The sequence below is a fragment of the Massiliimicrobium timonense genome, from assembly GCF_042850985.1.
Taxonomy (GTDB): domain Bacteria; phylum Bacillota_I; class Bacilli_A; order Erysipelotrichales; family Coprobacillaceae; genus Allocoprobacillus.
Genome location: NZ_AP031415.1, coordinates 501,046 through 524,739, shown reverse-complemented (window position 1 = coordinate 524,739; position 23,694 = coordinate 501,046). Strand labels below are relative to the sequence as shown.

Below are 23,694 nucleotides of genomic sequence, written 5' to 3'. Positions count from 1 at the left end.
CATGATGCCTACATTAAAAGGAACAAAAACTGCTAACAACTTATTACATGCTTTTGCTGGAGAATCTCAAGCAAGAAATCGTTACACTTATTATTCTTCAATCGCTAAAAAAGAAGGATACGTACAAATTGCTAATATTTTTGAAGAAACAGCTAATCAAGAAAAAGAACATGCAAAAAGATTAATGAAACTATTAAATGCTGAATTAAAAGGTGAAGCTTTACATGTTGAAGGTGATTTCCCAATCATGCTTGGAACAACTGCCGAATGTTTAAAAGCTGCCGCTGCTGGAGAAAATGAAGAATGGACTGATATGTATCCAGAATTTGCAAAAATTGCTGATGAAGAAGGTTTCCCTGAAATTGCTAATGTTTGTAGAAGCATTGCTGTTGCTGAAAAAATGCATGAAGCTAGATACTTAAAATTATTAGAAAACTTAGAAAATGGAACAGTCTTCAAAAAAGACGAAGCTGTTATGTGGAAATGTAATAACTGTGGATTTATTTATGAAGGAACTGAAGCTCCTGAAAGATGTCCTGCTTGCGATCATCCACAAGCTCATTTTGAAGCATATACTTTCTTTAAAGGATAATATTGAAACCCAATGATGCATTGCATGATTGGGTTTTTATATATAATAAAATCTCTCAAAAATGAGAGATTTATTTATATTAGAACAAATCATTTTGGTGTTTTAAGAAATCTTTCAATTCTTCATCTGTTGCTAAAACATAATGTGTATCCGTAATCTTATGTTGTTTACCAGCTTCATAGTTAAGTCCACTTTCTTCATAATTATATGTCAATGAAACTCTATTTTTTTCAACGTCTGGATTTGGATGAGGGATTGCTGATAACAACGATTTTGTATACGGATGCAATGGATGATTAAAGATTTCTTCAGAGGTTCCTGTTTCCACAAGATGCCCCAAATGAAGAACACCAATTCGATTGCTAATATACTTAACCATAGACAAATCATGTGCAATAAACAAATAAGCAATGTTTGTCTGTTTTTGTATCTTCTTCATCAAATTAACAACTTGTGCTTGAATAGATACATCTAAAGCTGAAATTGCTTCATCAGCAATAATCAAACTTGGATTCATAATTAATGCTCTAGCAATTCCAATACGCTGTCTTTGTCCACCAGAAAATTGATGAGGATATCGAGATGCATGCTCTCTTGACAAACCAACAAGTTCTAAAATCTGATAAACTTTTTCGTTTCTTTCTTCCGTTGTCTGGTATGCGTGATGAATATCTAATCCTTCAGCTATTATATCTAAAACTTTTCTACGTGGATTTAAACATGCCATAGGATCTTGAAATATCATTTGCATATTTGTTCTTAAATCAGATAATGTTTCTTTATCCATTTTTCCTGAAATATCTTTTCCATTAAAAACAATACTTCCAGAAGTTGGTTTATATAAACGGATAATACTTCTCCCTGTTGTTGATTTTCCAGAACCTGATTCTCCAACAAGTCCATAAGTTTCTCCCGGATTAATTTCAAAAGAAATTCCATCAACTGCTTTTACGGTAAAATTACGATTGATTTTAAAATGTTGTTTTAAATCTTTTACAACAAGGATTGGTTCTTGATTAATCATTTATTAACCCCTCCTTTTTCATTTTCTCGATACGTTTCTTTAAAGATTCTGGCATTTCTACTTTAGGTGCTTTTTCATGCATTAACCAACTTGCTACTTTATGTGTATTTGAACCTGGTACGTCAAACATAGGAGGATCTATTCTTAAATCAATATTTAAAGCATATTGATTTCTTGGGGCAAAAGCATCTCCTTTAATTTCCTGTGTTAAATTAGGTGGAGTACCTGGTATAGTATATAATTCATCATCATTTGTATCTAAATCTGGCATAGATGATAATAAACCCCAAGTATAAGGATGTTTAGGATCATAGAAAATTTCATTGATTGTTCCTGTTTCTACAATTTTACCTGCATACATAACATTCACAAAGTCAGCAACTTTTGCTACAACTCCTAAATCATGTGTAATATAAATAACAGATAAGTCTTTTTTCTTTTGAATTTCTTGAATCAACTCCAAAATCTTCGCTTGAATCGTCACATCCAATGCTGTTGTTGGTTCATCGCAAATCAATACATAAGGATCACATGATAACGCTATAGCAATGACAATTCTTTGACGCATCCCACCAGATAATTGATGGGGATAGTTTTTCATTCTTTTTTCAGCATCTGCAATTCCAACTTCTTTAAGGAGTTCTACCGATTTTTGATAAGCCTCTTCTTTTGATTTTCCATAATGAAACATCATTGGTTCCATGATTTGTTTTCCAATCGTCATTGTTGGATTCAAAGAAGTCATTGGATCTTGGAAAACCATTGCTATCTTACGACCACGAATTTCTTTTTGCATTTCTTTTTTACTTAACTGTACAATATCTTTTGTAATGGCTTCCCCAGTATTTTCATCATGCCAAGTATATTCAATAGATCCTGAATCAATGCTTCCATTATTCGCTAAAATCCCCATAATTGCTTTTGTTGTAACAGATTTCCCCGAACCGGATTCACCAACAATAGCAACAGTTTCACCTTTATATAAATCAAAATTTACCCCTCTAATCGCATTGACTTTACCATTTCCCGTTTTAAAAGATATAGTCAAGTCTCTAATTTTCAATATTCTTTCTCTTTCCATAGACTACATCTCCTTCATCGTTGGATCTAAAGCATCTCTTAATCCATCACCAAACAAATTGAAACTTAACATTAATACAGATAACACAACTGCAGGTATTAACATCATATATGGATAAACAAGAAAGCTTTCAAATCCATCGTTAATTAATGTTCCTAGTGATGCATTCGGTGCAGGTAAACCTAAACCAACAAATGATAAATAAGCTTCATAGAAAATAGCATTGGGAATAGACATCATAATCATAATAATCATCTGACTATAAATATTAGGTAATATTTCTTTAAAGATAATAAAGAAACTTTTTGCGCCTAAAGTACGTGAAGCCAAAACAAATTCTTCCTCTTTCACTTTTAATACCTGAGCTCTGACAATACGACTCATACCAATCCATTCTGTTAATGATAAAGCAAAGACAATTGTCGTTAAACTTGATTTCATAACCATAAGTAATAATGTTAAAACAACTAATGTTGGAATAGAGTTAATAATTTCTTGAATTCTTTGCATAACAGAATCAACCATGCCACCAAAATATCCAGAAATCAATCCATATGTCGTTCCTACAATAACATCAATAAAAACTGCGCATACCGCAATGAACAATGAAATACGTGCCCCTGTCCATAGACGTACCCATAAATCTCTTCCTAAAGTATCCGTTCCAAACCAATGTTCTAAATTGGGAGAAATACTTTGTAAAGAAGTATTTAAATCATCAAATTTCCATGATGATAACATTGGTGCAAAGATTGCCAATATCACAATTATAATAATCATAATTAGTCCTATAACAGCCCCTTTATTTTGTGCAAAAATTTCAATAGCTTCTTGCCATGCAGGTTTTGCAGGAGCTACAACATCCATAGAAATATCCTGTTTATCCCCAACAAACTCAAAGTCATCAGGTAGAAATTCAATATCTTTTAATTTTGCATCCATCATGAATCCTCCTTCCCTAAACGAATTCTTGGATCAATGATTCCATATGAAACATCAATAATCAACATCATCACAATATACATGGCTGCATATAAAAATGAACAAGCGAGAATAATATTAACATCATTAGACAAAATACTATTGATCAATAATTTTCCTAAACCAGGAACTCCGCATATTTTTTCTACAACCATTGTTCCGGTCATTAAATTAACTAAAATAGGTCCTAAAATAGTGACAACCGGTATCAAAGCATTTCTTAATGCATGCTTAAAAATAAGTGTCTTACTATCTAAACCCTTTGCCTCAGCAAGAGTCATATATTCACTATTCATAACAGAAACCATTTCTGTTCTTGTAAAACGTGCAACATTTGCAATGACTCCCACAGATAATGCCATAACTGGCATAATAGATGACCCAATTGGATTCATAGAACTATATTGCGTTGGAAAAATATGCAATTTTGATGCAAATAGTATTAATATCATCATTGCAAATACAAATGATGGAACAGATACACCAATAACTGAAATAACTGTAGCCAAAGTATCCCAAATTGTATTTTTATGAAGGGCCGCAAATACACCTAATAATGTTCCTAATATTCCCCCAATCACAACAGCACTTAATCCATACAAGAACGAAATTTTTGCCGCTGAACCCACAAGTGAAGATACAGGCATATCTTTATACATATTGTAAGAAACACCAAAATCCCCTGTCAGCATATTTTTTACATAATTCACAAATTGCGTTAATATAGGTTGATCCAGCCCATACCTTGCTTCAATAGCTGCCCTTTGTGCTTCAGATAATCTTTCATTATTAATCGGTGACCCAGGCAATAATTTAACAATTAAAAATAAGACAACAAGTATGACAAATAGCGTGACTACTGATATGAGCAATCTCTTGCCAATATATTTTAATGTTGATTTACTCATCAAATCCCTCCTTTTAAAAGATAAACACAATATAGAAAACCATATTGTGTTTATCAGCTTTCATGACTTTAATTGTTTTATTCTGCCTTTTCTACATATGTGAATGTATAAGGTACACCAACTGGTCTATGAACTAAACCAGAAACTTTTTGATTTTCTAATGCTGAAGTTCCTTTTTCAAAGACTGGAATATTTGGTAAGTCTTTCATAATAATCTTTTCAGCATCAATCATATATTGCCAACGTTTAGTAGTATCAGATTCAGTTGATACTTTTGCCATAATTTCTTCATATTCTTTACTATAATATTTACCATAGTTATTAGCATTTCCATCTAACAATAAGTTTAAATATGTTGTAGGATCACCATAATCTGGTCCCCAACGAGTACATGCGATATCAAAATCTCCATTTTTCATTTTGTTATAGATTCTATCTTGTTTTGTTGTTGCAACCATTTCAACGTTGAATCCATCCAATTTTGTAAGAGCGTTTTGTAAATACTCAGCCATTTGATCCATTGGTGATTCATCAGTACCATAAGTCAATCTTACAGTAATTGAATCTTTACCAATTTCTTTTAATCCTTCAGCAAATAATTGTTGTGCTTTTTCTAAATCATATGTTGTCACATCGTAATTACCTGCATCATCTCTAAAATCACTTCCAGAAGGACTTACTGATAACTCTCTAGGTACAAATCCTGCTGCTGCTTTAGAACCATCTTTTAAAATATTGTTTGCCAAATCATCTCTATCTATAGCCATTGAAATAGCTTGTCTAATTTTATTATTAGCTAAATCAGTATTCTTTTCATTAATTTCAAGATAGAATAAATAACCTTCATTAAATGAAACATAAGAATCATCATTCTTATATTTATCAACCAATTCAGAATTGATTGGTGCAAAATCAGTTTCACCGCTACCAAAACTTGTTGCAGCAGTTTGTGGATCCTGAACTAAATTCATAACCAAATTTTGAATTTTCACTGCATCAGCATTCCAGTAATCTTCATTTTTTTCAAAAGTTGCCTGTTTATTAGGTTGCCAATCTGTCATGATAAAGGCACCATTAGATAAAACGTTAGTTGCACTTTTTGCATATTGGTCACCTTATATTTATTTTCATAATACGATAACCAACAAAAAAGCAATCCATAATAATAGATTGCTTAATAATCAAATTTCCATTTTCCTATACTATAAATCACAATTGCTAAAACTAATGCCCATACAATATCCATAAAGGCATGTTGTTTAATCATAACCGTAGACATACAAATCAGTATTGCTAAAACAATAATCAAAAAACATAACCATGTATGTTGTTTAATTTTGCGACTTTTTAATAAAGATACACACATCATGACACTATTATAAACATGAATACTTGGACAGACATTTGTAGATGAATCAACAGAATAAATAAAACTCACCAAACACTGAAAGATATTATCATTATAAAGCTGAACTCTTAAATTTTGTCCAGTTGGTATCAATGCATAAATAAGCAAAGACGAACTCATTCCTAGAAACAAATAAAAGTAGGTTCTTTTGACTCCAGATTGATCAATAAAGACAAAATAAGCAAAACCTAATACCATAAATACAAACCATAAAACATATGGAATAACAAAATATTCATTAAAGGGAATATATTGATCTATCCATGTATCTGTAATAATCATATGTGAAAAATCTTGATTTTCTAAAATCATAAAGCCAATCATATAAGCAATAAAAAAATATATCAGATATTTTAAGCTTTGATATTTTTCTAAAAATGCTTTCATCTATGCAACCTCCTATGCTAGAATATATAAGAACATGATGATTGAATTATATGAATTTGATATGAACGGAGAATAATTTATGAAAAATATTATTTTTGATATAGGCAATGTCCTCTTAGATTTTCAACCCGAAAAGTATTTACAAAAACATTTCAATGCCTCTGTAATGGGGGATTTGATGATGATTATCTTTTCTAGTGATGAATGGATAGAATTAGATATGGGTACAATGATGATTCAAGATGCTATTGAATCATTAACTTTAAAACATCCTCATTATCATGATGAAATTATCTTTGTGATGGAAAATTGGACTCATATGATGACACCTTTAGAAAAAAATGTAGAAATTGTAAAAGAATTAAAAGAAAAAGGTTATCATTTATATCTTTTATCTAACTTTCATAAAGAAGCCATTCAAACAATGTTTCAAAGATACGACTTCTTTCAATTATTTGAAGGAGGCATCATTTCTGCCAACGAACAACTTGTTAAACCTGACCAAAAGATTTATCAGCTCCTTTTACAAAGATATCATTTACAAGCTGAAGAATCACTTTTCATTGATGATATGCTTTCCAATATAAAAATGGCTGAAGAATTGCATATTCATGGTCTTTATCTTCCTTATCAGGCTGATTTAAGAACTGAATTAGAAAAACGTCATATTTTATAAACCTGTGATATAAAAATCACAGGTTTTTATGTATTCTGTAAAATTCTTTTCTTTTGTATACAATAATAAGCATACAATCCTGCACTTATAGCCATAACAATACCAACAATCATCATAAAACAATGCATAAAGAAGGCTTCTGGTAAAATAGTAATAACAGGATCTGTAGCTTCATTAAAAATCCAATAATCATTTCTAAAGACAATTTGATGGAAAATCACAAAAGCTTTATTAAAATCAATAGCTGCTAAAAAACCAATGACTGTTGGAATACCTATCGCGAATAAAGATGTTAATCTTAAAAAACGATATTCTTTTTGTTTCAAACGACGATAAACCATAATCAAAGACCATAAACCACTCACAAAACATGTGATTTGAATGATTTCAAAAATTCTTTTGACTTCTTCAAAATGAATACGTCCACTATTAGACATCACAAAGTCTGGAAGATTTAATGTACCTTGATAAAAAAGACTCTGATATTGAATCAAAACATCATAATTATGACGAATGACATCAACAGATAAACCCGTTGTTTCACTGATATGCAAATAATCAATATCAAAATAATACAAAGGCTTAAAAAAAACCGTTATAACCACCGCAAGACTGATAATAAAAACTGTCAATAATAAAGCTAAAAAAATATCACTTTTTCTATTCTTTATAGATAAAATCTGCACCTTTTTGTACCTCAACTTTTGATAAACCCGGATAATTTTGTTGACGTAAAACTTCATAAATACCAATCGCAACACAATTTGATAAATTTAAACTTCTGGCACCTGAATCCATTGGTATACGTACACATTGATCAAGATACTTCTTTAAAATATCATGGGGAATACCATCATGTTCATGTCCAAAGATAATATATTGATCATTATCAGAAACATAACTTTGATCACTATAACAAAGTTTTGAATAACGTGTAAAGAAATGATAATCTCCTTGATTCTTGCTGGCAAAATCTTCCCAGTTTTCATAAATTTCCATTTCTAAATCTTTAATATAATCTAATCCAGCTCTTTTCATATGCTTATCATCTAAAGAAAAACCTAAGGGTTTAATCAAATGAAGCTTAGAATGTGTCGCTACACAGGTACGCATGATATTCCCTGTATTTTGTGGAATAGCCGGATGAACTAAGACAATATGATTCATTATGCATTCCCCTCATTCTTTAAAATATCATATAATTTTTTTAATGCTTTGGCACGATGTGAATATTGATTCTTTTCTTCCATGGATAACTCAGCTGATGTTTTATGTAATTCTGGTACATAAAAAATAGGATCATAGCCAAAACCGTTTTCACCAGCGATATGGTCATAGATTTCTCCATTGAAATATTCTTCAATAAGAATAGGTTCTCTATCAGGAATACATAAAGCCATTGCACAGACAAATCGTGCTCCTCTTTCTTTACCTTTGACTGCATCAATAATATATTGATTTTTCACATCATAACTTGTATCATGTCCCATAAAACGCGCTGAATAAATACCCGGTGCCCCATTTAAGGCATCCACTTCTAATCCTGAATCATCAGCTAAGACAGGCTTATGGATACGATCACAAATTGTCTGTGCTTTAATCAAAGCATTTTCTTGAAATGTTTTTCCATTTTCTTCAATTTCAATATCTTCATGAAAAACATCTTTTAATGATTTGACTTCAATACCAATTTCATTGAGCATTGCTTCTATTTCTTTTATTTTTCCTTCATTTGTAGAAGCTACAATAATTTCTTTCATTTTCATCACTCCATTTTTAAACTTTTTTTCACTTGTTCTATAGGCATTTCTTGATTCGTCCAAAATTTAAAAGACTCAGCCCCTTGATAAAGAATCATTCCTTCGCCATTCATAAAATCAAGACCTCGTTTTTGAGCCATTTTTAATAATTTTGTTTGTTGTGGATGATAGATAATATCAGCCACTTTTAAATGTTCAGGTAAATAAGTATCATCTTTTATTAAACATTCATCCTCATCAGGTGCCATACCAACATTCGTCGTTTGAATCAATAAATAACTTTCCTGTAAATCTTTTTTTAAACTTTCTAAATCACTTAAAGATTTCAAAGTGATTGGACATGTCAATTGTTGATTCAGTTCCTGAACCCAATCTTTTTGACTACGATTATAAATAACAATTTCACTGACATATTGTGCCAAAGCCACTACAATCGCTCGACAAGCTCCTCCTGCGCCTAGAATCACAACTTTTTGTTGAAAAAGATGCCATCCTTTTTCTTGACAAGCCTTTACAAAACCAATACCATCACTGATATGACCAATCAACTTCCCATTGATATTTTTGACTGTATTCACTGCATGACATAACTTAGCTTCAGGTGTTAATTCATCTAAATAAGGTAAAATATCAACTTTATAAGGCATGGATACATTAAAACCTTTGATAGGTAATATCCTGGCACTTGTGATAAATTGTGGAAAGTCTTCTTTTTTGACTTCAAAAGCTAAATAGACATCATCAATACCTAAATATTGAAAAGCCGTATTGTGCATCATCGGTGAAAAGGAATGTTTAATAGGATTAGCAACAATTCCATATAATCCTGTATAACCTGTAATTGTATTCATGAGAGTTCACCTCGATTTCTTTTCTATTATATAGCAACTTGCTTATATACTCAAAGATTTATTTTAAGAATATGAAAAAAAGGGACATGATATTTTGATTTCAAGTATAATAATACAGGAGGTACATTTTATGATAAAACAATTAATCGTTAATGCTGATGACTTTGGTATGACACAAGCCAATACGATAGGAATATTGGTTGCTCATAGTCAAGGCATTGTGACTTCAACAACTTGTATGATGAATATGCCTTATGCTCATTTTGCCTTAAAACAGGCACAGAACTATCCGCATTTAGGTGTTGGCGTTCATCTAGTCTTAACTGTAGGTCGCCCTCTTATTGAAGGCGCTCATTCTTACACTGATGCCAATGGAAACTTTATAAGACCAAAAGATTACCCTGATGGAAAACCTCATGGCGATAGTGAAGAATTATATCGTGAGTGGAAAGCACAGATTGAAAAATTTATTGAAATGGCAGGTCATAAACCAACACATATTGACTCACATCATCATGTGCATCTCTTACCTTGGCATATTGAAGTCACAAAAAGATTAGCCAAAGAATATGATCTTCCAATTCGTCAACGTGAACAGATTATAGATACATATCCTTATATTCCTGTTTACGATAAGATGTATAATGAAGATGTTAACTATCAATATGTCACAAAAGTTTTACAGTCACATTCTGGTTCTTTAGAGTTTATGTGTCATCCTGCTTATCTTGATCAAAGACTCTATGATATGTCAAGTTACAACTTACCTCGTATGAAAGAACTGGAACTTTTGACATCAAATGAACTCAAAGATTTTATTCAACAAAACCATATTGAATTAATCAACTTCTCACATTTACACCATAAACATTAATATTTTGACAAAAACTCTTGCTTTATCGACAAAGACAATGTTATAATATTTTTGTCCGTAGAGATACGGATATGGTGAGGAAGAACAAGGTGGAAGTTATTTGGAGAGATGGATGTTAGTCGTTTATAATAAGTACAATCCTTTCAAAAAATAATAACAAGAAAAAAGATTACAGGTTAAACTTGTAATCTTTTTTCTTTATACAAAGTCTTATTTCTTTTCCATTTGATTCAATACACCTAATACTGCTAAAAACAATCCCGGAACCATCAATCCTAAATAATCCATTCTTTCACCTTCCCTGCTATTTTAACAAATCCTTTTTTAAGAAATGTTAAAAATGGGTAAAAAGATATTTCAAATTATGTAATCTACCATTGTTTATGTAAATCTTCTTTCGTAATAGAACGCAGAACACGACAAGGATTACCTGTTGCTATAACATAGGGAGGAATATCATGAGTCACAACACTACCCGCTCCAATAATAGCCCCCTGATTAATTTTAACACCTGGTAAAATAGTGACATTCCCACCAATCCAGACATGATCATAAATTTTGACAGAACGTGTATATTCTAATCCCTGCATTCTTTGTCCTTCATGAAATGGATATGATGCAGTATAGATTTGTACATGTGGTCCAAAAACAACATGATCACCAATTTCTACAAGTCCCTGGTCTAAAATCGTTAAATTCACATCACTATAAAAATTAAGTCCCACTGTAATATGATAACCATATTGACAATAAAAAGGTGGTTCAATACATAACTCACCCTTACAATTCATCAGTTTCTTTAAAAGAATATCCTTTTCTTCTTTTTGCACAGGTGTATAACGATTATATTCATAAAGCATTCGTTTACAAATTTCTCTTTCATGATATAATTCCTGATCATAAGGCTGGTATAAATGACCAGCCATCATTTTTTCTTTTTCACTCATTCTTTCCATCCTCTATATTCTTTTCAATTTCTTCAATCATTGCTTGACAATCATAAGTTGCAAACAAACTTGGAGCAACATTATAAACTGGAACAGGTTTTAATTCCATAGACAATTCATGTTGTTTATATCTTAATTGTGGTGCAATAAAAATGAAATCATATTTTTGATATACATTTTCTAATTCATAAATGGCTGTTGCATCAATGTGATATGGTAAATGATTCAATTGACAATACTTATTTAATTTTTGAGCAAAATACCCTGTTGTCATTCCACCACTACAACATAATAAAATATGATAACTCTGTTGATCATCTTCCATGAGTTTATCCATCATACGATGAAAGAGATTAGTTGCATAATGGAAATTATAAAACTGATAATGTAAATAAAAAAGTAGTTCTTCTCCTTCAGTAATAGCTTCTTCTACAATACCAATCGGCCAAATAACAAATCTAGCAATTCTTTTTTTATAATATATTTTATATGTTCTTGAATCATATTTTTCTAAAGTCAAACGAGGATCAGAAACAACTTGATAATAAACCCACTTTCTAAAAACTTCTAAGTCTTCCTGTTTATAAAAAGTTTCCATATCCCCTCACCTCACTATTTTATTATACACAAATTAATGATAAAAACCAACTGCTTAATATATATCAAAATAGACACCACTTTTGCATACGAAAATAAAAAAAGCCAACATTTCTGTTGACTCGTTCCATATAACTTAATCTAAATCTTCACCATTTGTTGCAATGACTTTCTTATACCAATCAAAAGATTTCTTTTTCATACGTTTTAATGTCCCATGACCTTCATCATCTTTATCTACATAAATAAATCCATAACGTTTACTCATTTCACCTGTACTTGCTGAAACAAGATCAATACATCCCCAAGTTGTGTAACCTATTAAATCAACACCATCATCAATCGCATCACTCATAGCTTTAATATGTTCTCTTAAATAATCAATACGATAATCATCTTGAATTGTTCCATCTTCTTCAATAACATCTTTAGCACCTAAACCATTTTCTACAATAAACAATGGTTTTTGATAACGATCGTATAAAGCATTTAAAGTAATACGTAAACCTAAAGGATCAATTTGCCATCCCCAGTCACTTGTTTTTAAATAAGGATTTTTAACGGATTTCACAACATTTCCATCAGTCGCCGTTAATGAAGGATCACTGCTGGCACATCTTGATTGATAATAACTAAATGATACAAAATCCACAGGATATTGTTTTAAAATATCTAAATCTCCTTCTTGAATATCCAAAACAATACCCTTTTCCTTAAAAACACGCTTTGAATAGCTAGGATAATAACCTCTTGCCTGAACATCAATAAACATAAGATTTTCACGATCTTTATTCATAGCCAACCAGACATCTTCCGGATTACAGCTATATGGATAGAATTGACCACCTGCTAACATACATCCCACTTTATTTTCTGGATTGACTTCGTGAGCAATCTTTGTTGCCAGAGCACTCGCTACAAGTTCATGATGAGCAGCCTGATATTTAACCTGTTCACGATTTTCTCCCGGTTGAAATGCAATCCCTGCTCCAGAGAAAGGAGAATGTAATAAAATATTGATTTCATTAAATGTCAACCAGTATTTAACTAAACCATCAAACGCTTCAAAACATGTACGTGCATATTGTGTAAAGCAATCAATCATATGACGACTTCTAAAAGATCCATATTTATTGACTAATGCCATTGGCACATCAAAATGACATAGTGTGACCAAAGGTTCAATGCCATATTTACGACATTCTTCAAACATACTTTTATAAAAAGCAATTCCCGCTTCATTAACTTTCCCTTCACCATCAGGATAGATTCTTGCCCATGAAATTGATGTTCTAAAACATTTAAATCCCATCTTGGCAAACATAGCAATATCTTCTTTATAATGATGATAAAAATCAATAGCCTCATGACTCGGATAATTTTCTCCCTCTATAAATTCAACAGGATACATATCTCCTAATTTCACATACATTCTTTTTTCACCATGAGGAATCATATCTACTGTTGTTAAACCTTTACCATCTTCAAGATAAGCACCTTCTGCCTGATTCGCAGCAATCGCACCACCCCATAAAAAATCTTTTGGAAAACTCATTCTTCATCCTCCTATCTATTAATCTTTGAAGTTCCACAAGACATAAAATCTTCAATTTCAGATATTGTAAAGCGATTCACATCACCATATATTGTATGCTTTAAAACCGATGCACAACATCCAAATTCCAGACTATACATCAAATCTTTATGTTGCAATAAACCATATAAAACGCCTGAAATAAACGCATCTCCCCCACCAACACGATCAACAATATCATCAATATGATAAGTCTTAGATATATGTAATGTTCCATCATATAAATAACCTGTTAATTCATTAACACTCGTTGATAAAATATCACGTTTTGTAGACACAATGTATTGTAATTGAGGATACAATGCTTTTATTTGTCCATAAACATCTTCTAATCGCTGTTCAAATGTATCAGCCTGACTTAAAATACCTAGTAAATTTTGAGCATCCAGATAACCCGCTGATAAAATATCAACATAAGGAAGTATACGTTTCAATGCTTGTCCTGCTGCTTCTACACTCCAAAGTTTCGCACGATAATTACTATCATAAACAACAAGAATATTATTTCCTCGGCAATATTTGACCATTTCCACCACAATATCTTGAATTGTCTGATTTAAAGCAACCGTAATCCCAGAAACAACAAAAACATCAACATTTTGAAATAATTGTTTCAAATCAATGTCACCTGACGTTAAAGATGTCATCGCACTATAACAGCGATCATAAATCACTTGACTGGCACGGTTCCCACTGCCATTTTCTAAAAAATAACTTCCTATACGCATATCATTTCTTAAAATCTTTGATGTATCTACACCAAAACTCTTTAAGAAAGAAATCACAGCTTCCCCCAAAGCATGACGAGGAAGTTTGGTCAATAAAGATGTATGAAAACCATATTGAGCTAAATTAACTGCAATATTGGTTTCACTACCCCCGACATGGACTTGAAAATCAAGTTCTGAAAAACGATGTCCCTTTTTTGTAGAATACCTTAATAAGGTTTCTCCCATACATAAAACATTCATATTATCTAGCCTCTTTCACTGCCTGTACATATTGAGCGGCTATTTTTGTCACTTCATCAAATTGCCCTTGAGCACCGAGTTTATTTAATTCGCCTCCAACTCCAATCGCATCAACACCAGCATTGAACCATTGTTGGACATTATCCAATTTGACACCACCAGTAACCATAATAGATGTTTGAGGTAAAGGTGATTTAATAGCTCCAATATAACCTGGACCAAAGGCACTACCTGGAAATAGTTTAATCATTTCACTTCCTGCTTCCATAGCTGTGACTATTTCTTTGATTGTCATACAACCCGGAATATAAGGAACACCATAACGATTACATAAAATCGCTGTATCATAATCAAATGATGGTGACACAATATATTGTGCTCCAGCAAGAATTGCACTTCTAGCTGTTGGAGCATCCAAAACTGTTCCAGCTCCTACAAAAACATCCAAATCATCTTTATACATTTCTTTTAAATCTTGAATAATCTGTGAAGCATGACTATTTGTATAAGCCATTTCAATGGCTTTTAAACCACCTTGAATACAAGCTTTAGAAATATTCAACCCTTCATCATAGCTATCACCACGAATGACTGCAACTGCCCCACATTGTCTTAACTTCATTAATACTTCTGACTTTTTCATCAACCATATACCTCCCATAAATTAACAATCACAACAAACATATAAATCACACAAACCATTGTCTGTACCCATTTTTCCTGTTTATTGAATGGTGAATTCTTTTTCCAGATGCGATATAAAGCATAGGGTGGAAAAAGAATCACAAAAACATAAGTCAATATTTTATAAGGTGTAAATACATGCACAGCATCTGGATCAGGTGCATTGAGTTTTTGACGTAAACGAATAATATTTTTTTGACGTTCTGTCAAACCATCCATTTTATCCTTCTTTACTTTCTTAGTTGCCATTACTTCATATATCCACCCTTCATAGCTGAAACTGCATGTTCAGAGAAGATTTTCAATACACCATCTTGATATTTACTAACAAATGGTTTTAAATGCTTTCTTCTTTCCTCTAATACTTTTTGAATATCTTCTTCACTCATCTTTTGTCCATGAATGCCACAAATTCTTAAAATACGTTGAGGAATATTAATTTCAATTAAATCTCCTTCTTCAACCAAAGCAATTGGTCCTCCCTGAGCTGCCTCTGGAGAAACATGTCCAATAGCAGGTCCTTTAGAAGCACCAGAAAAACGTCCATCAGTAATCAAAGCAATAGAAGCGCCTAATTTTTCATCAGAAGCAATCGCTTCTGTTGTATAAAACATTTCTGGCATACCACTGCCTTGAGGGCCTTCATAACGAATAAAGACAGCATCACCCGGTTGAATCTTATGTGATAAAACAGCCGCAATAGCATCTTCTTCACAATCAAATGGTCTAGCAATCAAAGTCGCTTCAAACATTTCTTTAGGCACAACAGTATGTTTCACAACAGCTCCTTCAGGCGCTAAGTTTCCTCTCAATATCGCAATACTTCCATCTGTACCAAATGCATTATCAAAAGAACGAATGACATCTTCTCTTTGAATACCATACTTTTCTAAATTCTTGAAGCATTTTTCATAATATCCTGTTTGTTTGAGTTCTTCTAAATTTTCTCCTAATGTTTTTCCAGTTACTGTCATCACATCAAGATGTAACATGCTTTTAATTTGTTCCATAATCATTGGTACACCACCAGCATAATAGAAGAATTGTGCCGGCCAACGTCCAGCTGGTCGAATATCTAATAAATAATGAGCTCCTCGATGTAAACGATCAAACGTATCAGAGTCAATTTCAATGCCAAATTCCTTAGCAATAGCTGGTAAATGTAATAATGAATTTGTTGAACCAGAAATGGCAGCATGAACCATAATCGCATTTTCAAAAGATTTCATCGTCACAATATCTCTTGGTTTTAAATCATGTTTAGCTAACCAGACAGCCTGTTTTCCAGCACGATAAGCAAATTCACGTAAATCTTTGCTTGTGGCAGGAAGCAAGGCACTTCCTGGCAATGTCAATCCTAAAGCTTCTGCCATAATTTGCATTGTTGAAGCTGTTCCCATAAATGAACATGCGCCACATGATGGACAGGCATGATGTTTATAAAATTCAAATTTTTCTTTTGATATTTCACCACGCTCATATTGTGCAGAATACATACCAATTTGTTCGAGTGTCAATAAATCTGGTCCAGCATCCATCACACCACCTGTCACTACAATAGATGGAATATTCACACGTCCAAGTCCCATTAAATGAGCTGGCATACCTTTATCACAGCTGGCAATAAAGACACCTCCATCAAAAGGTGTTGCATTGGCATGAATTTCAATCATATTCGCAATCATATCACGTGAAGCTAATGAATAATTAATCCCATCATGTCCTTGTGCCTCCCCATCACAAATATCTGTTGTAAAATATCTGGCACCATATCCACCAGCTTCATCAATCCCTTTTCTGGCTTCTTCTACAAGTTCAAGTAAATGACCACTACCTGGATGACTATCGCCAAATGTACTTTCAATGATAATTTGCGGTTTTGATAAATCTTCTAATTTCCAACCTGTTCCTAAACGTAGAGGATCTAACTCAGGTGCCATTTCTCTTAGCTTTTGACTCTTTAACATTTTGTTCATCCCTCTTTTCATTATTATTTATTTGACATCTTCATCATCATCAATTTCAAACTCTCTTGTTTGAATTAAATCTTTGTAAAAATAAGCAGATTTCTTTAAATGTCTATTACGTTGATCTTCTAAATCAATTTCAACTAATCCATATCTATTTTTAAATGCATTCATTGGTGAAACATTATCAGTAAAAGCCCATAACATATAACCTTTACAGTTTGAACCTTCTTCAATACCACGAATAAGCCAATCTAAATGCATTTTGATAAACTCTATACGATAATCATCTTGAATCATTCCATCTTTTTTATATTGTTTTTCATTTTCTACACCCATACCACTTTCAGCCACAAACCATTCAAAATTATTATATTCATTTTTCATACGTAAAGCCATATCATACATAATCTTTGGATAAATTTCCCAACCACGATGAGGATTCATCTTTTTACCAGGCATATTAAAATCTTCATAATAGAAATCGGGATGGAAAGGTGCATCTGGATGTATAGCTGTTGTACGACCTTTCACGCGATTTGGATGATAAAGATTAATTCCTACCCAATCCAATGTATTATTTTGCATAATATCCAATTCTTCTTGAGTATAGTCCATTAAAATATTATGTTTTTTTAATAAATCAAAGAAACCTTCTTCATAATGTCCTTTAATTGCAGGGTCTAAGAAAATACGATTATAAAATAAATCATACATATTTGCAGCTTCTAAGTCACGAGGACTATTTCCTCTAGGATAAACTGTTTCTACATTAATGATTGTTCCAAACTTTCCTTGATAACCACCTTCTTTATAGGCTTTCATAACCATGTTTGTCGCTAAAGCTTTATTATAATTCCATTGCATCCAAGCCTGACTATCTTGATAAAAAGGATAACGTAAAGCATCAAGATGAATACGTGTTTGCACAACAACGGGTTCATTAAATGCAAACCAGTATTTCACTTTATGTCCATATCTTTCAAAGGCTTTTTTTGCATATTCTACAAACAAATCAACAACATGTTTGCTCGCAAAACCATCATATTTCTTAAATAATTCTCCAGGTATTTCATAATGTTCTAAACAAATCATAGGTTCAATACCTTGAGCTATCATTTCATCAAGCATTTGATCATAATAACGCGCATAATCTTCATCCACAATCACATTTTCATAGTCTATTAAAAAACGTGACCAGTTTAAAGATGTACGATAACAATTCATTCCTATTTCTTTCATATAAGAAATATCTTCTTTATAACGATGATAATAATCAGTCGCTATCGCTGGACCATAACCATTATGCCAGACATTTTTATTTTCTTTATACCATAAATCAATATATGAATCCTGATGATCTTTTTTACCTGTCCAGCCTTCCGTTTGCCATGCACTAGCCGCAGCACCCAAGAAAAAATCATCAGGTAATTTTACTTTTTTCATCATAAGCTTATTTTCCTTTCAATCCATCAATAATACCACCAAGATACATTGCTCCTAATGCACGATCATATAATCCATATCCTGGTTTCCCCTTTTCTCCCCAAATCATACGTCCATGATCAGGTCTAATATAACCTTGAAAATCTGTTTCCAGATAGGCTTTCATGATATCAACCATATCCAATGAACCACATTTTGCATAGTGGGCACTTTCTTCAAATGAACCATCTTCTAAAATCTTTACATTTCTCACATGAGCAAAATGAATTCTTTTCATTTTTCCATATTTTCTAATTAAAGCTGGAATATCATTCTTCTTTGTACAACCTAGTGATCCACTACACAATGTTAATCCATGATGTGTATCATCATAGAGTGCTAAGAAACGATCCAAATTCTTTTCACATGTGATAATGCGTGGAATTCCAAATATAGACCAAGGTGGATCATCTGGATGAATAGCCATATTGACATCACAAGCTATCGCCACGGGCATAATCTCTTGAATAAAATATTCTAAATTTTTCCATAATCCTTCTTCTCCTAATTGCTGATAAGCTTGAATGAGTTCACTGACTTCATCTGGAGAATACGAAGCATCCCATCCTGGCAAAGTTAATTTTGTTGGGTCTAACTGATCAATTTCATTTTTATAATAAACAAGTGCTGTTGAACCATCTTCTAATTCATGATTAACAGAAGAACGTGTCCAGTCAAACACAGGCATAAAATTATAACAAATACATTTGATTCCACATTGTGATAAGTTTCTTATTGTTTGTTTATAATTATCAATATATCTTTGATAATCGCCACGCTTTAATTTAATATCTTCATGCACTGGCACACTTTCAATAACTTCCAGTTCTAATCCTTTTTGATGAACTGCACTAACAAGCTGCTGGATTCTTTCTACTGGCCAGACTTCACCAACTGGTATATCATAGATGGCACTGACAACCCCTGTTACATTAGGAATTTGTTTAATTTTATCTAAAGTCACAGGATCATCATTGCCATACCAGCGAAATGTCATTTTCATGTCTTACTCCTCCTTATATCCTAATCTTTTTGATATTGTACGTGCTGTTTCTTTCACTATATTTCCTAATCCACTTAAATCCGTAAATTCTTCATACAACCCTACACAACTGATAGCTGCAATCACTTCACCATCATGATTTCTTAAAGGTGCTGCAGCACAATATTGATATAATGAATTTTCACGATCATCAATTGCATATCCATTAATTCTGACCTGTTTTAATTCATCAAAGAACTTTTCTGGTGAAGTAATTGTATAAGGTGTAATCGGTTCATAAGTCATTGTTTTCAAAGCATCTTTTAACATTTCTTCACCGGAAAAAGCTAACAAAACTTTTCCTAAACCCGTACTATGCAAAGGATTTCGTGTTCCTATATTCGCTGTTGTAATGACACTATGTACAGACTCATATTTATAAATATAAGTGACTTTAAAATCATCTAAAACAGCCATAAATGTTGTGGCATGCATCTTATTGGCTAAATCTATTAAATCATTTTTAGCAACACTGACAATATCCATATCATTGATAAAACTACTTCCTATCAAAAAGGATTGTAGGCCTATCTTATATTTTGTTATGCCTGTCTGGGTATCTTCTAAAATCATGTTTTTATACAATAAAGTTTTAAGAATATCAAAAATACTTGATTTTGGAGAATCCAAAATATTGGCAATTTGAGCTAAAGTATAACCATCTTTATTTTTAGATAATAATTCTAATATATCTATCGCTCTTAATAATGTTCTATTGAGTTTCATGAAATCACCCCTTCATAACAATCATAACATAGGCTTACATGGAATACAAACCACCCTGAAGGGTGGTTGTATTTTATAACATTTATTCTTCTTGAGCTTTTGCTTGTTTGTTTGCTGCAATAACAAATGGAATATAAATAAGAATAGAAACAGCAATACAAATTAACTGTGTAATAATACATGTAATACTTCCACCAGATGCTAACCAGGCACTTAAAATTGGTGGTGTTGTCCAAGGAATAGCATATACCAATACATCAGCAAATCCAATCACAGTCAAGAAATAAGCAATGCTTCCTGTAACTAATGGTGTAATAATAAATGGAATTGCTAAAATTGGGTTTAACATAATTGGTAAACCAAATGTCATTGTTTCATTGATATTGAAAATACCAGGAGCTAATGACAATTTTGCAACTGATTTATAATCTTCACGTTTACAGAAAAGGAAAATAGCTACAATTAAACCAATAGTTACACCAGAACCACCCATTGACATATATACATCCCAATAAGACATATTAATGATATTTAATTGACTTGGATCAGTGATTCCAGAGTTAACCATATCAGTATTAGCTATAATAGCTGCATTTAATAATGGTTCACGTACTGGTTTAATAATCTGATTACCATGAATACCAATAACCCAGAATAATTGTGCAACTAACATCAAGATTAATAATCCAGGTAGACCTTGCATAACTGCTTCCAATGGTTTTTGTAACATTGTATAAATAATGTCATATAAAGTCATACCAGTTAATTGATTAATTCCAAAGTTAACTGCTGAACATACGATGATTGTCAACATAACTGGGAATAATACGTTAAATGAATTTGAAACATTTGGTGGTACTGTATCAGGCATATTAATTTTTAATTTACCAGATTTAACAATCCAAGAGAATAATTCTACTGATAACATGGCAATAACCATACCTAAGAACAATCCCTTAGCAGCTGTATAATCTTTTCCTAATACATCGGCAACTTGTATAATGCTTCCATCTTCTAAAGTAAAATTAACAAATGTTGGACAACAAGCGACGAATGAACATAATGCGACAATAGCAGGTGCATAAGTGTTGATACCATTCTTTTTCCCTAATTCAAGACCAATCAAAATAACAGCACCTACTGTAAAGAAATTTAATGTTGCATAGTTTGCAGCACTAAAGATTGGTGAAAGTACTTCCAGCCATGCCATACCTGGCACTTTAGCAAGAGAAATACCATCAGTTGTTGTAGAACAAATTACATTTGTCACAAGCGTACAGAATGCCCCTGTAATAATGACAGGCATCAAAGTTGTAAAAGCATTCTTAATTGAGCTCATGTGTTTTTGATTACTAATCTTATCAGCAATCACAAGCAACTTCTCAGTTGCAGCTTCGGATAACCCCATATTTCTCTCTCCTCTCTTATCCGTATTTGCGAATTGTATTCGCTATTTTGTACAACTTTATTATAACCCCCTCCCCCGACGTTTGTCAATGTATTTTTAGTAAAAAATAAAATACTTTTTATGATATTCATAATTACGAACATATTCTTCCATATATACGAACAATAGAAAAGAAGCTCTTATAATTCTAAAAGAACTTCCTATGGTTAATGATTCATCTTATGAATTTTTCTTTCCAGTGAAACAAAGAAATGATTTTTTTCACTTTGATCATAATGTATCAGATATATAGATAAAATAAGACCTCCAATCACTGCCACTAGCATATCCGTGATCGTATCATGAACACCTGTTGAAAAATGTTTAATTGCATCATATTGAAAGAAAACAAGTAAAGCATATTCATAAAATTCCCAAAGCAATGCAACACTTGCATTCACCGCATTCAAAAAAATAAACATCAATGATTTTCTATGATCATGTCTTAAATAATGTTTATAAAGCAGAAAGATCATTTCACATATCACAACACCACTAGCAAAATGTGTAAACTTATCATAATAAGGAAGCTGATAACCACCTAAACAACTTCCCCATAGACTTGCAAAATAGACAAAAATAATATTCACAATATGGAATTCCAAAGGAACTCTCACTTTTATAAGCTTCATAAAAACAGGCACAATAAACGGTGTCACACATGCCACAAAAGTCATCCCAAAATACTTTCCTTGCCAATTCACATAAAAAGCATATATAAGTGTCATTATATAAATAATCACACATGTTATCCATGTTCCTTTGAGTTTTTTCATCTATGCCACCTTCTTTTCTTTATTGTACCACTATTTGATGTATCATAAAATATTTTGATTATAGAATTGATGCATAACTTTTATCGAATAATATTTTTTATTTTTTCGATGATACTGTACAACTTGATACAATATAATTAAACTTCCTAGACAAGCACATATCATATCAATCATTGAATCATGAATACCTGTAGTATAATGATGAATACAATCATTTTGAAAGAAAATCAGCATAGCATATTCATAAAACTCCCATAATAATGCGATAGACATATTAAATGTCATGATAAAAATATAGTAAATCTTTTGATCTGAAGGTTGTTGAATCTTGATGTTTTTTTTGATAAAGCTATAAATCAGACAAGCTAACATCGTTATAATGATACCACTAAAGAAATGAACGATTTTATCATAATAAGCTAACGCATAACCATCTAAACAACTTCCTATCAATGAAGAAAAATAAATAAAAACGAGATATATTATTTTAACCTCATAGGTTATCTTACAATGAAATTTATACTTTAAAACAGGAAGTAAACAAGGTAATATACCAGCTATGATGCACATCTGTAATCTTGATCCTTTTATAACAGCATACATCAAAGTCACAACATATATAATGATACACACACCATATAAATATTTATAATTTTTCATTATTCAAGACTCCATTTCTATACTTATTAAAATATAGACAGCTAAGGTTTTTTTATGCATACAGAAAAGTGGATAAATGCCACCTCTATATATTTATTATAAACATGGATCATAAATCATATTTTTTCATTTGTATACTTACAAGTATACTACTTTAAAGTATACAAATTTTCAATAACTGTAAAACCATTATTTTAAGTGTGTGTATCATTTGAATATAAACATCATATGCGTATTTATTCTAAAAATACAATAA

At 31.9% G+C, this 23,694-nt stretch carries 25 protein-coding genes and 1 pseudogene; 3 read left to right on the top strand and 23 right to left on the bottom strand.

Annotated features, from left to right (window positions below):
• Window positions 1–4: 4 nt before the first annotated feature.
• On the top strand, window positions 5–592 hold the full coding sequence (gene rbr / locus ACGHJ8_RS02700; RefSeq protein ID WP_205089477.1) for a rubrerythrin: 588 nt from the start codon (window positions 5–7) through the stop codon (window positions 590–592).
• Between the two features lie 79 nt (window positions 593–671).
• Here rbr and ACGHJ8_RS02695 read toward each other — a convergent pair whose 3' ends face one another.
• From ACGHJ8_RS02695 to ACGHJ8_RS02670, 6 genes and pseudogenes are all read right to left on the bottom strand, one after another.
• Window positions 672–1,616: an ABC transporter ATP-binding protein gene (locus ACGHJ8_RS02695; RefSeq protein ID WP_205089478.1), complete on the bottom strand. Its 945-nt coding sequence runs from the start codon at window positions 1,614–1,616 to the stop codon at window positions 672–674.
• On the bottom strand, window positions 1,609–2,697 hold the full coding sequence (locus ACGHJ8_RS02690; RefSeq protein WP_087359389.1) for an ABC transporter ATP-binding protein: 1,089 nt from the start codon (window positions 2,695–2,697) through the stop codon (window positions 1,609–1,611). The genes ACGHJ8_RS02695 and ACGHJ8_RS02690 overlap by 8 nt, the downstream gene beginning before the upstream one ends.
• A 3-nt stretch (window positions 2,698–2,700) precedes the next feature.
• Window positions 2,701–3,639, bottom strand: coding sequence for an ABC transporter permease (locus ACGHJ8_RS02685; RefSeq protein WP_390541547.1), 939 nt, complete (start codon window positions 3,637–3,639; stop codon window positions 2,701–2,703).
• Complete coding sequence (locus ACGHJ8_RS02680) at window positions 3,639–4,586, bottom strand: ABC transporter permease (protein WP_087303951.1); 948 nt, start codon at window positions 4,584–4,586, stop codon at window positions 3,639–3,641. The genes ACGHJ8_RS02685 and ACGHJ8_RS02680 overlap by 1 nt, the downstream gene beginning before the upstream one ends.
• A gap of 77 nt (window positions 4,587–4,663) precedes the next feature.
• Window positions 4,664–5,686, bottom strand: a pseudogene (locus ACGHJ8_RS02675) (peptide ABC transporter substrate-binding protein); the annotation flags it as partial.
• 74 nt (window positions 5,687–5,760) lie between these two features.
• A complete protein-coding gene (locus ACGHJ8_RS02670) occupies window positions 5,761–6,381 on the bottom strand; it encodes a phosphatase PAP2 family protein (RefSeq protein ID WP_087359397.1) in 621 nt (206 codons plus the stop codon).
• Between the two features lie 79 nt (window positions 6,382–6,460).
• Here ACGHJ8_RS02670 and ACGHJ8_RS02665 point away from each other — a divergent pair, with 79 nt between their 5' ends.
• A complete protein-coding gene (locus ACGHJ8_RS02665; protein ID WP_087359399.1) occupies window positions 6,461–7,057 on the top strand; it encodes an HAD family phosphatase in 597 nt (198 codons plus the stop codon).
• 26 nt (window positions 7,058–7,083) lie between these two features.
• On the opposite strand, the gene ACGHJ8_RS02660 is transcribed toward ACGHJ8_RS02665, so the two are convergent.
• Genes ACGHJ8_RS02660 through aroE form a run of 4 tightly spaced genes read right to left on the bottom strand, consistent with a single transcriptional unit; the run spans window position 7,084 to window position 9,668 of the window.
• Window positions 7,084–7,743 (bottom strand): TIGR01906 family membrane protein, encoded by a 660-nt coding sequence (locus ACGHJ8_RS02660; RefSeq protein ID WP_087359401.1) that lies wholly within the window; start codon window positions 7,741–7,743, stop codon window positions 7,084–7,086.
• A complete protein-coding gene (locus ACGHJ8_RS02655; protein WP_211962056.1) occupies window positions 7,718–8,224 on the bottom strand; it encodes a tRNA (cytidine(34)-2'-O)-methyltransferase in 507 nt (168 codons plus the stop codon). The genes ACGHJ8_RS02660 and ACGHJ8_RS02655 overlap by 26 nt, the downstream gene beginning before the upstream one ends.
• Window positions 8,224–8,817 carry an XTP/dITP diphosphatase gene (locus ACGHJ8_RS02650; protein ID WP_087359405.1) on the bottom strand — a complete coding sequence of 198 codons (594 nt, stop codon included), beginning with the start codon at window positions 8,815–8,817 and terminating at the stop codon, window positions 8,224–8,226. Before ACGHJ8_RS02650 ends, ACGHJ8_RS02655 begins: the two co-directional genes overlap by 1 nt.
• A 5-nt stretch (window positions 8,818–8,822) precedes the next feature.
• Window positions 8,823–9,668, bottom strand: a complete 846-nt coding sequence (aroE, locus tag ACGHJ8_RS02645; protein ID WP_211962057.1) for a shikimate dehydrogenase — start codon at window positions 9,666–9,668, stop codon at window positions 8,823–8,825.
• 130 nt (window positions 9,669–9,798) lie between these two features.
• Between aroE and chbG the strand changes: the two genes are divergently transcribed.
• Window positions 9,799–10,542: a chitin disaccharide deacetylase gene (chbG, locus tag ACGHJ8_RS02640; protein WP_211962058.1), complete on the top strand. Its 744-nt coding sequence runs from the start codon at window positions 9,799–9,801 to the stop codon at window positions 10,540–10,542.
• 371 nt (window positions 10,543–10,913) lie between these two features.
• Here chbG and ACGHJ8_RS02635 read toward each other — a convergent pair whose 3' ends face one another.
• The 13 genes from ACGHJ8_RS02635 to ACGHJ8_RS02575 form a co-directional block, all read right to left on the bottom strand.
• Window positions 10,914–11,489, bottom strand: a complete 576-nt coding sequence (locus ACGHJ8_RS02635) for a sugar O-acetyltransferase (protein WP_390541542.1) — start codon at window positions 11,487–11,489, stop codon at window positions 10,914–10,916.
• A complete protein-coding gene (locus ACGHJ8_RS02630; protein ID WP_211962060.1) occupies window positions 11,482–12,087 on the bottom strand; it encodes a PTS sugar transporter subunit IIB in 606 nt (201 codons plus the stop codon). The genes ACGHJ8_RS02635 and ACGHJ8_RS02630 overlap by 8 nt, the downstream gene beginning before the upstream one ends.
• A 135-nt stretch (window positions 12,088–12,222) precedes the next feature.
• Complete coding sequence (gene ascB / locus ACGHJ8_RS02625) at window positions 12,223–13,641, bottom strand: 6-phospho-beta-glucosidase (RefSeq protein WP_205089490.1); 1,419 nt, start codon at window positions 13,639–13,641, stop codon at window positions 12,223–12,225.
• A gap of 11 nt (window positions 13,642–13,652) precedes the next feature.
• Window positions 13,653–14,651 carry a PfkB family carbohydrate kinase gene (locus ACGHJ8_RS02620; RefSeq protein WP_390541539.1) on the bottom strand — a complete coding sequence of 333 codons (999 nt, stop codon included), beginning with the start codon at window positions 14,649–14,651 and terminating at the stop codon, window positions 13,653–13,655.
• Between the two features lies 1 nt (window position 14,652).
• On the bottom strand, window positions 14,653–15,294 hold the full coding sequence (locus tag ACGHJ8_RS02615) for a bifunctional 4-hydroxy-2-oxoglutarate aldolase/2-dehydro-3-deoxy-phosphogluconate aldolase (RefSeq protein ID WP_211962068.1): 642 nt from the start codon (window positions 15,292–15,294) through the stop codon (window positions 14,653–14,655).
• Window positions 15,294–15,584, bottom strand: coding sequence for a hypothetical protein (locus tag ACGHJ8_RS02610; RefSeq protein WP_211962069.1), 291 nt, complete (start codon window positions 15,582–15,584; stop codon window positions 15,294–15,296). The genes ACGHJ8_RS02615 and ACGHJ8_RS02610 overlap by 1 nt, the downstream gene beginning before the upstream one ends.
• A complete protein-coding gene (gene ilvD, locus ACGHJ8_RS02605; RefSeq protein WP_390541537.1) occupies window positions 15,584–17,311 on the bottom strand; it encodes a dihydroxy-acid dehydratase in 1,728 nt (575 codons plus the stop codon). The genes ACGHJ8_RS02610 and ilvD overlap by 1 nt, the downstream gene beginning before the upstream one ends.
• Window positions 17,312–17,329: 18 nt before the next feature.
• Window positions 17,330–18,751 carry a glycoside hydrolase family 1 protein gene (locus tag ACGHJ8_RS02600; protein ID WP_249191339.1) on the bottom strand — a complete coding sequence of 474 codons (1,422 nt, stop codon included), beginning with the start codon at window positions 18,749–18,751 and terminating at the stop codon, window positions 17,330–17,332.
• Window positions 18,752–18,755: 4 nt separating this feature from the next.
• On the bottom strand, window positions 18,756–19,790 hold the full coding sequence (gene uxuA / locus ACGHJ8_RS02595) for a mannonate dehydratase (protein WP_390541534.1): 1,035 nt from the start codon (window positions 19,788–19,790) through the stop codon (window positions 18,756–18,758).
• Window positions 19,791–19,793: 3 nt separating this feature from the next.
• The gene (locus ACGHJ8_RS02590) at window positions 19,794–20,555 is read right to left on the bottom strand and encodes an IclR family transcriptional regulator (RefSeq protein WP_211962072.1); all 762 of its coding nucleotides are present in this window, start codon (window positions 20,553–20,555) and stop codon (window positions 19,794–19,796) included.
• An 82-nt stretch (window positions 20,556–20,637) separates the two neighbouring features.
• A complete protein-coding gene (locus ACGHJ8_RS02585; RefSeq protein ID WP_390541532.1) occupies window positions 20,638–21,963 on the bottom strand; it encodes a PTS sugar transporter subunit IIC in 1,326 nt (441 codons plus the stop codon).
• 206 nt (window positions 21,964–22,169) lie between these two features.
• Window positions 22,170–22,778: a hypothetical protein gene (locus ACGHJ8_RS02580; protein ID WP_390541530.1), complete on the bottom strand. Its 609-nt coding sequence runs from the start codon at window positions 22,776–22,778 to the stop codon at window positions 22,170–22,172.
• A gap of 42 nt (window positions 22,779–22,820) precedes the next feature.
• Window positions 22,821–23,438 carry a DUF2238 domain-containing protein gene (locus ACGHJ8_RS02575; protein ID WP_087359421.1) on the bottom strand — a complete coding sequence of 206 codons (618 nt, stop codon included), beginning with the start codon at window positions 23,436–23,438 and terminating at the stop codon, window positions 22,821–22,823.
• Window positions 23,439–23,694 lie beyond the last annotated feature (256 nt).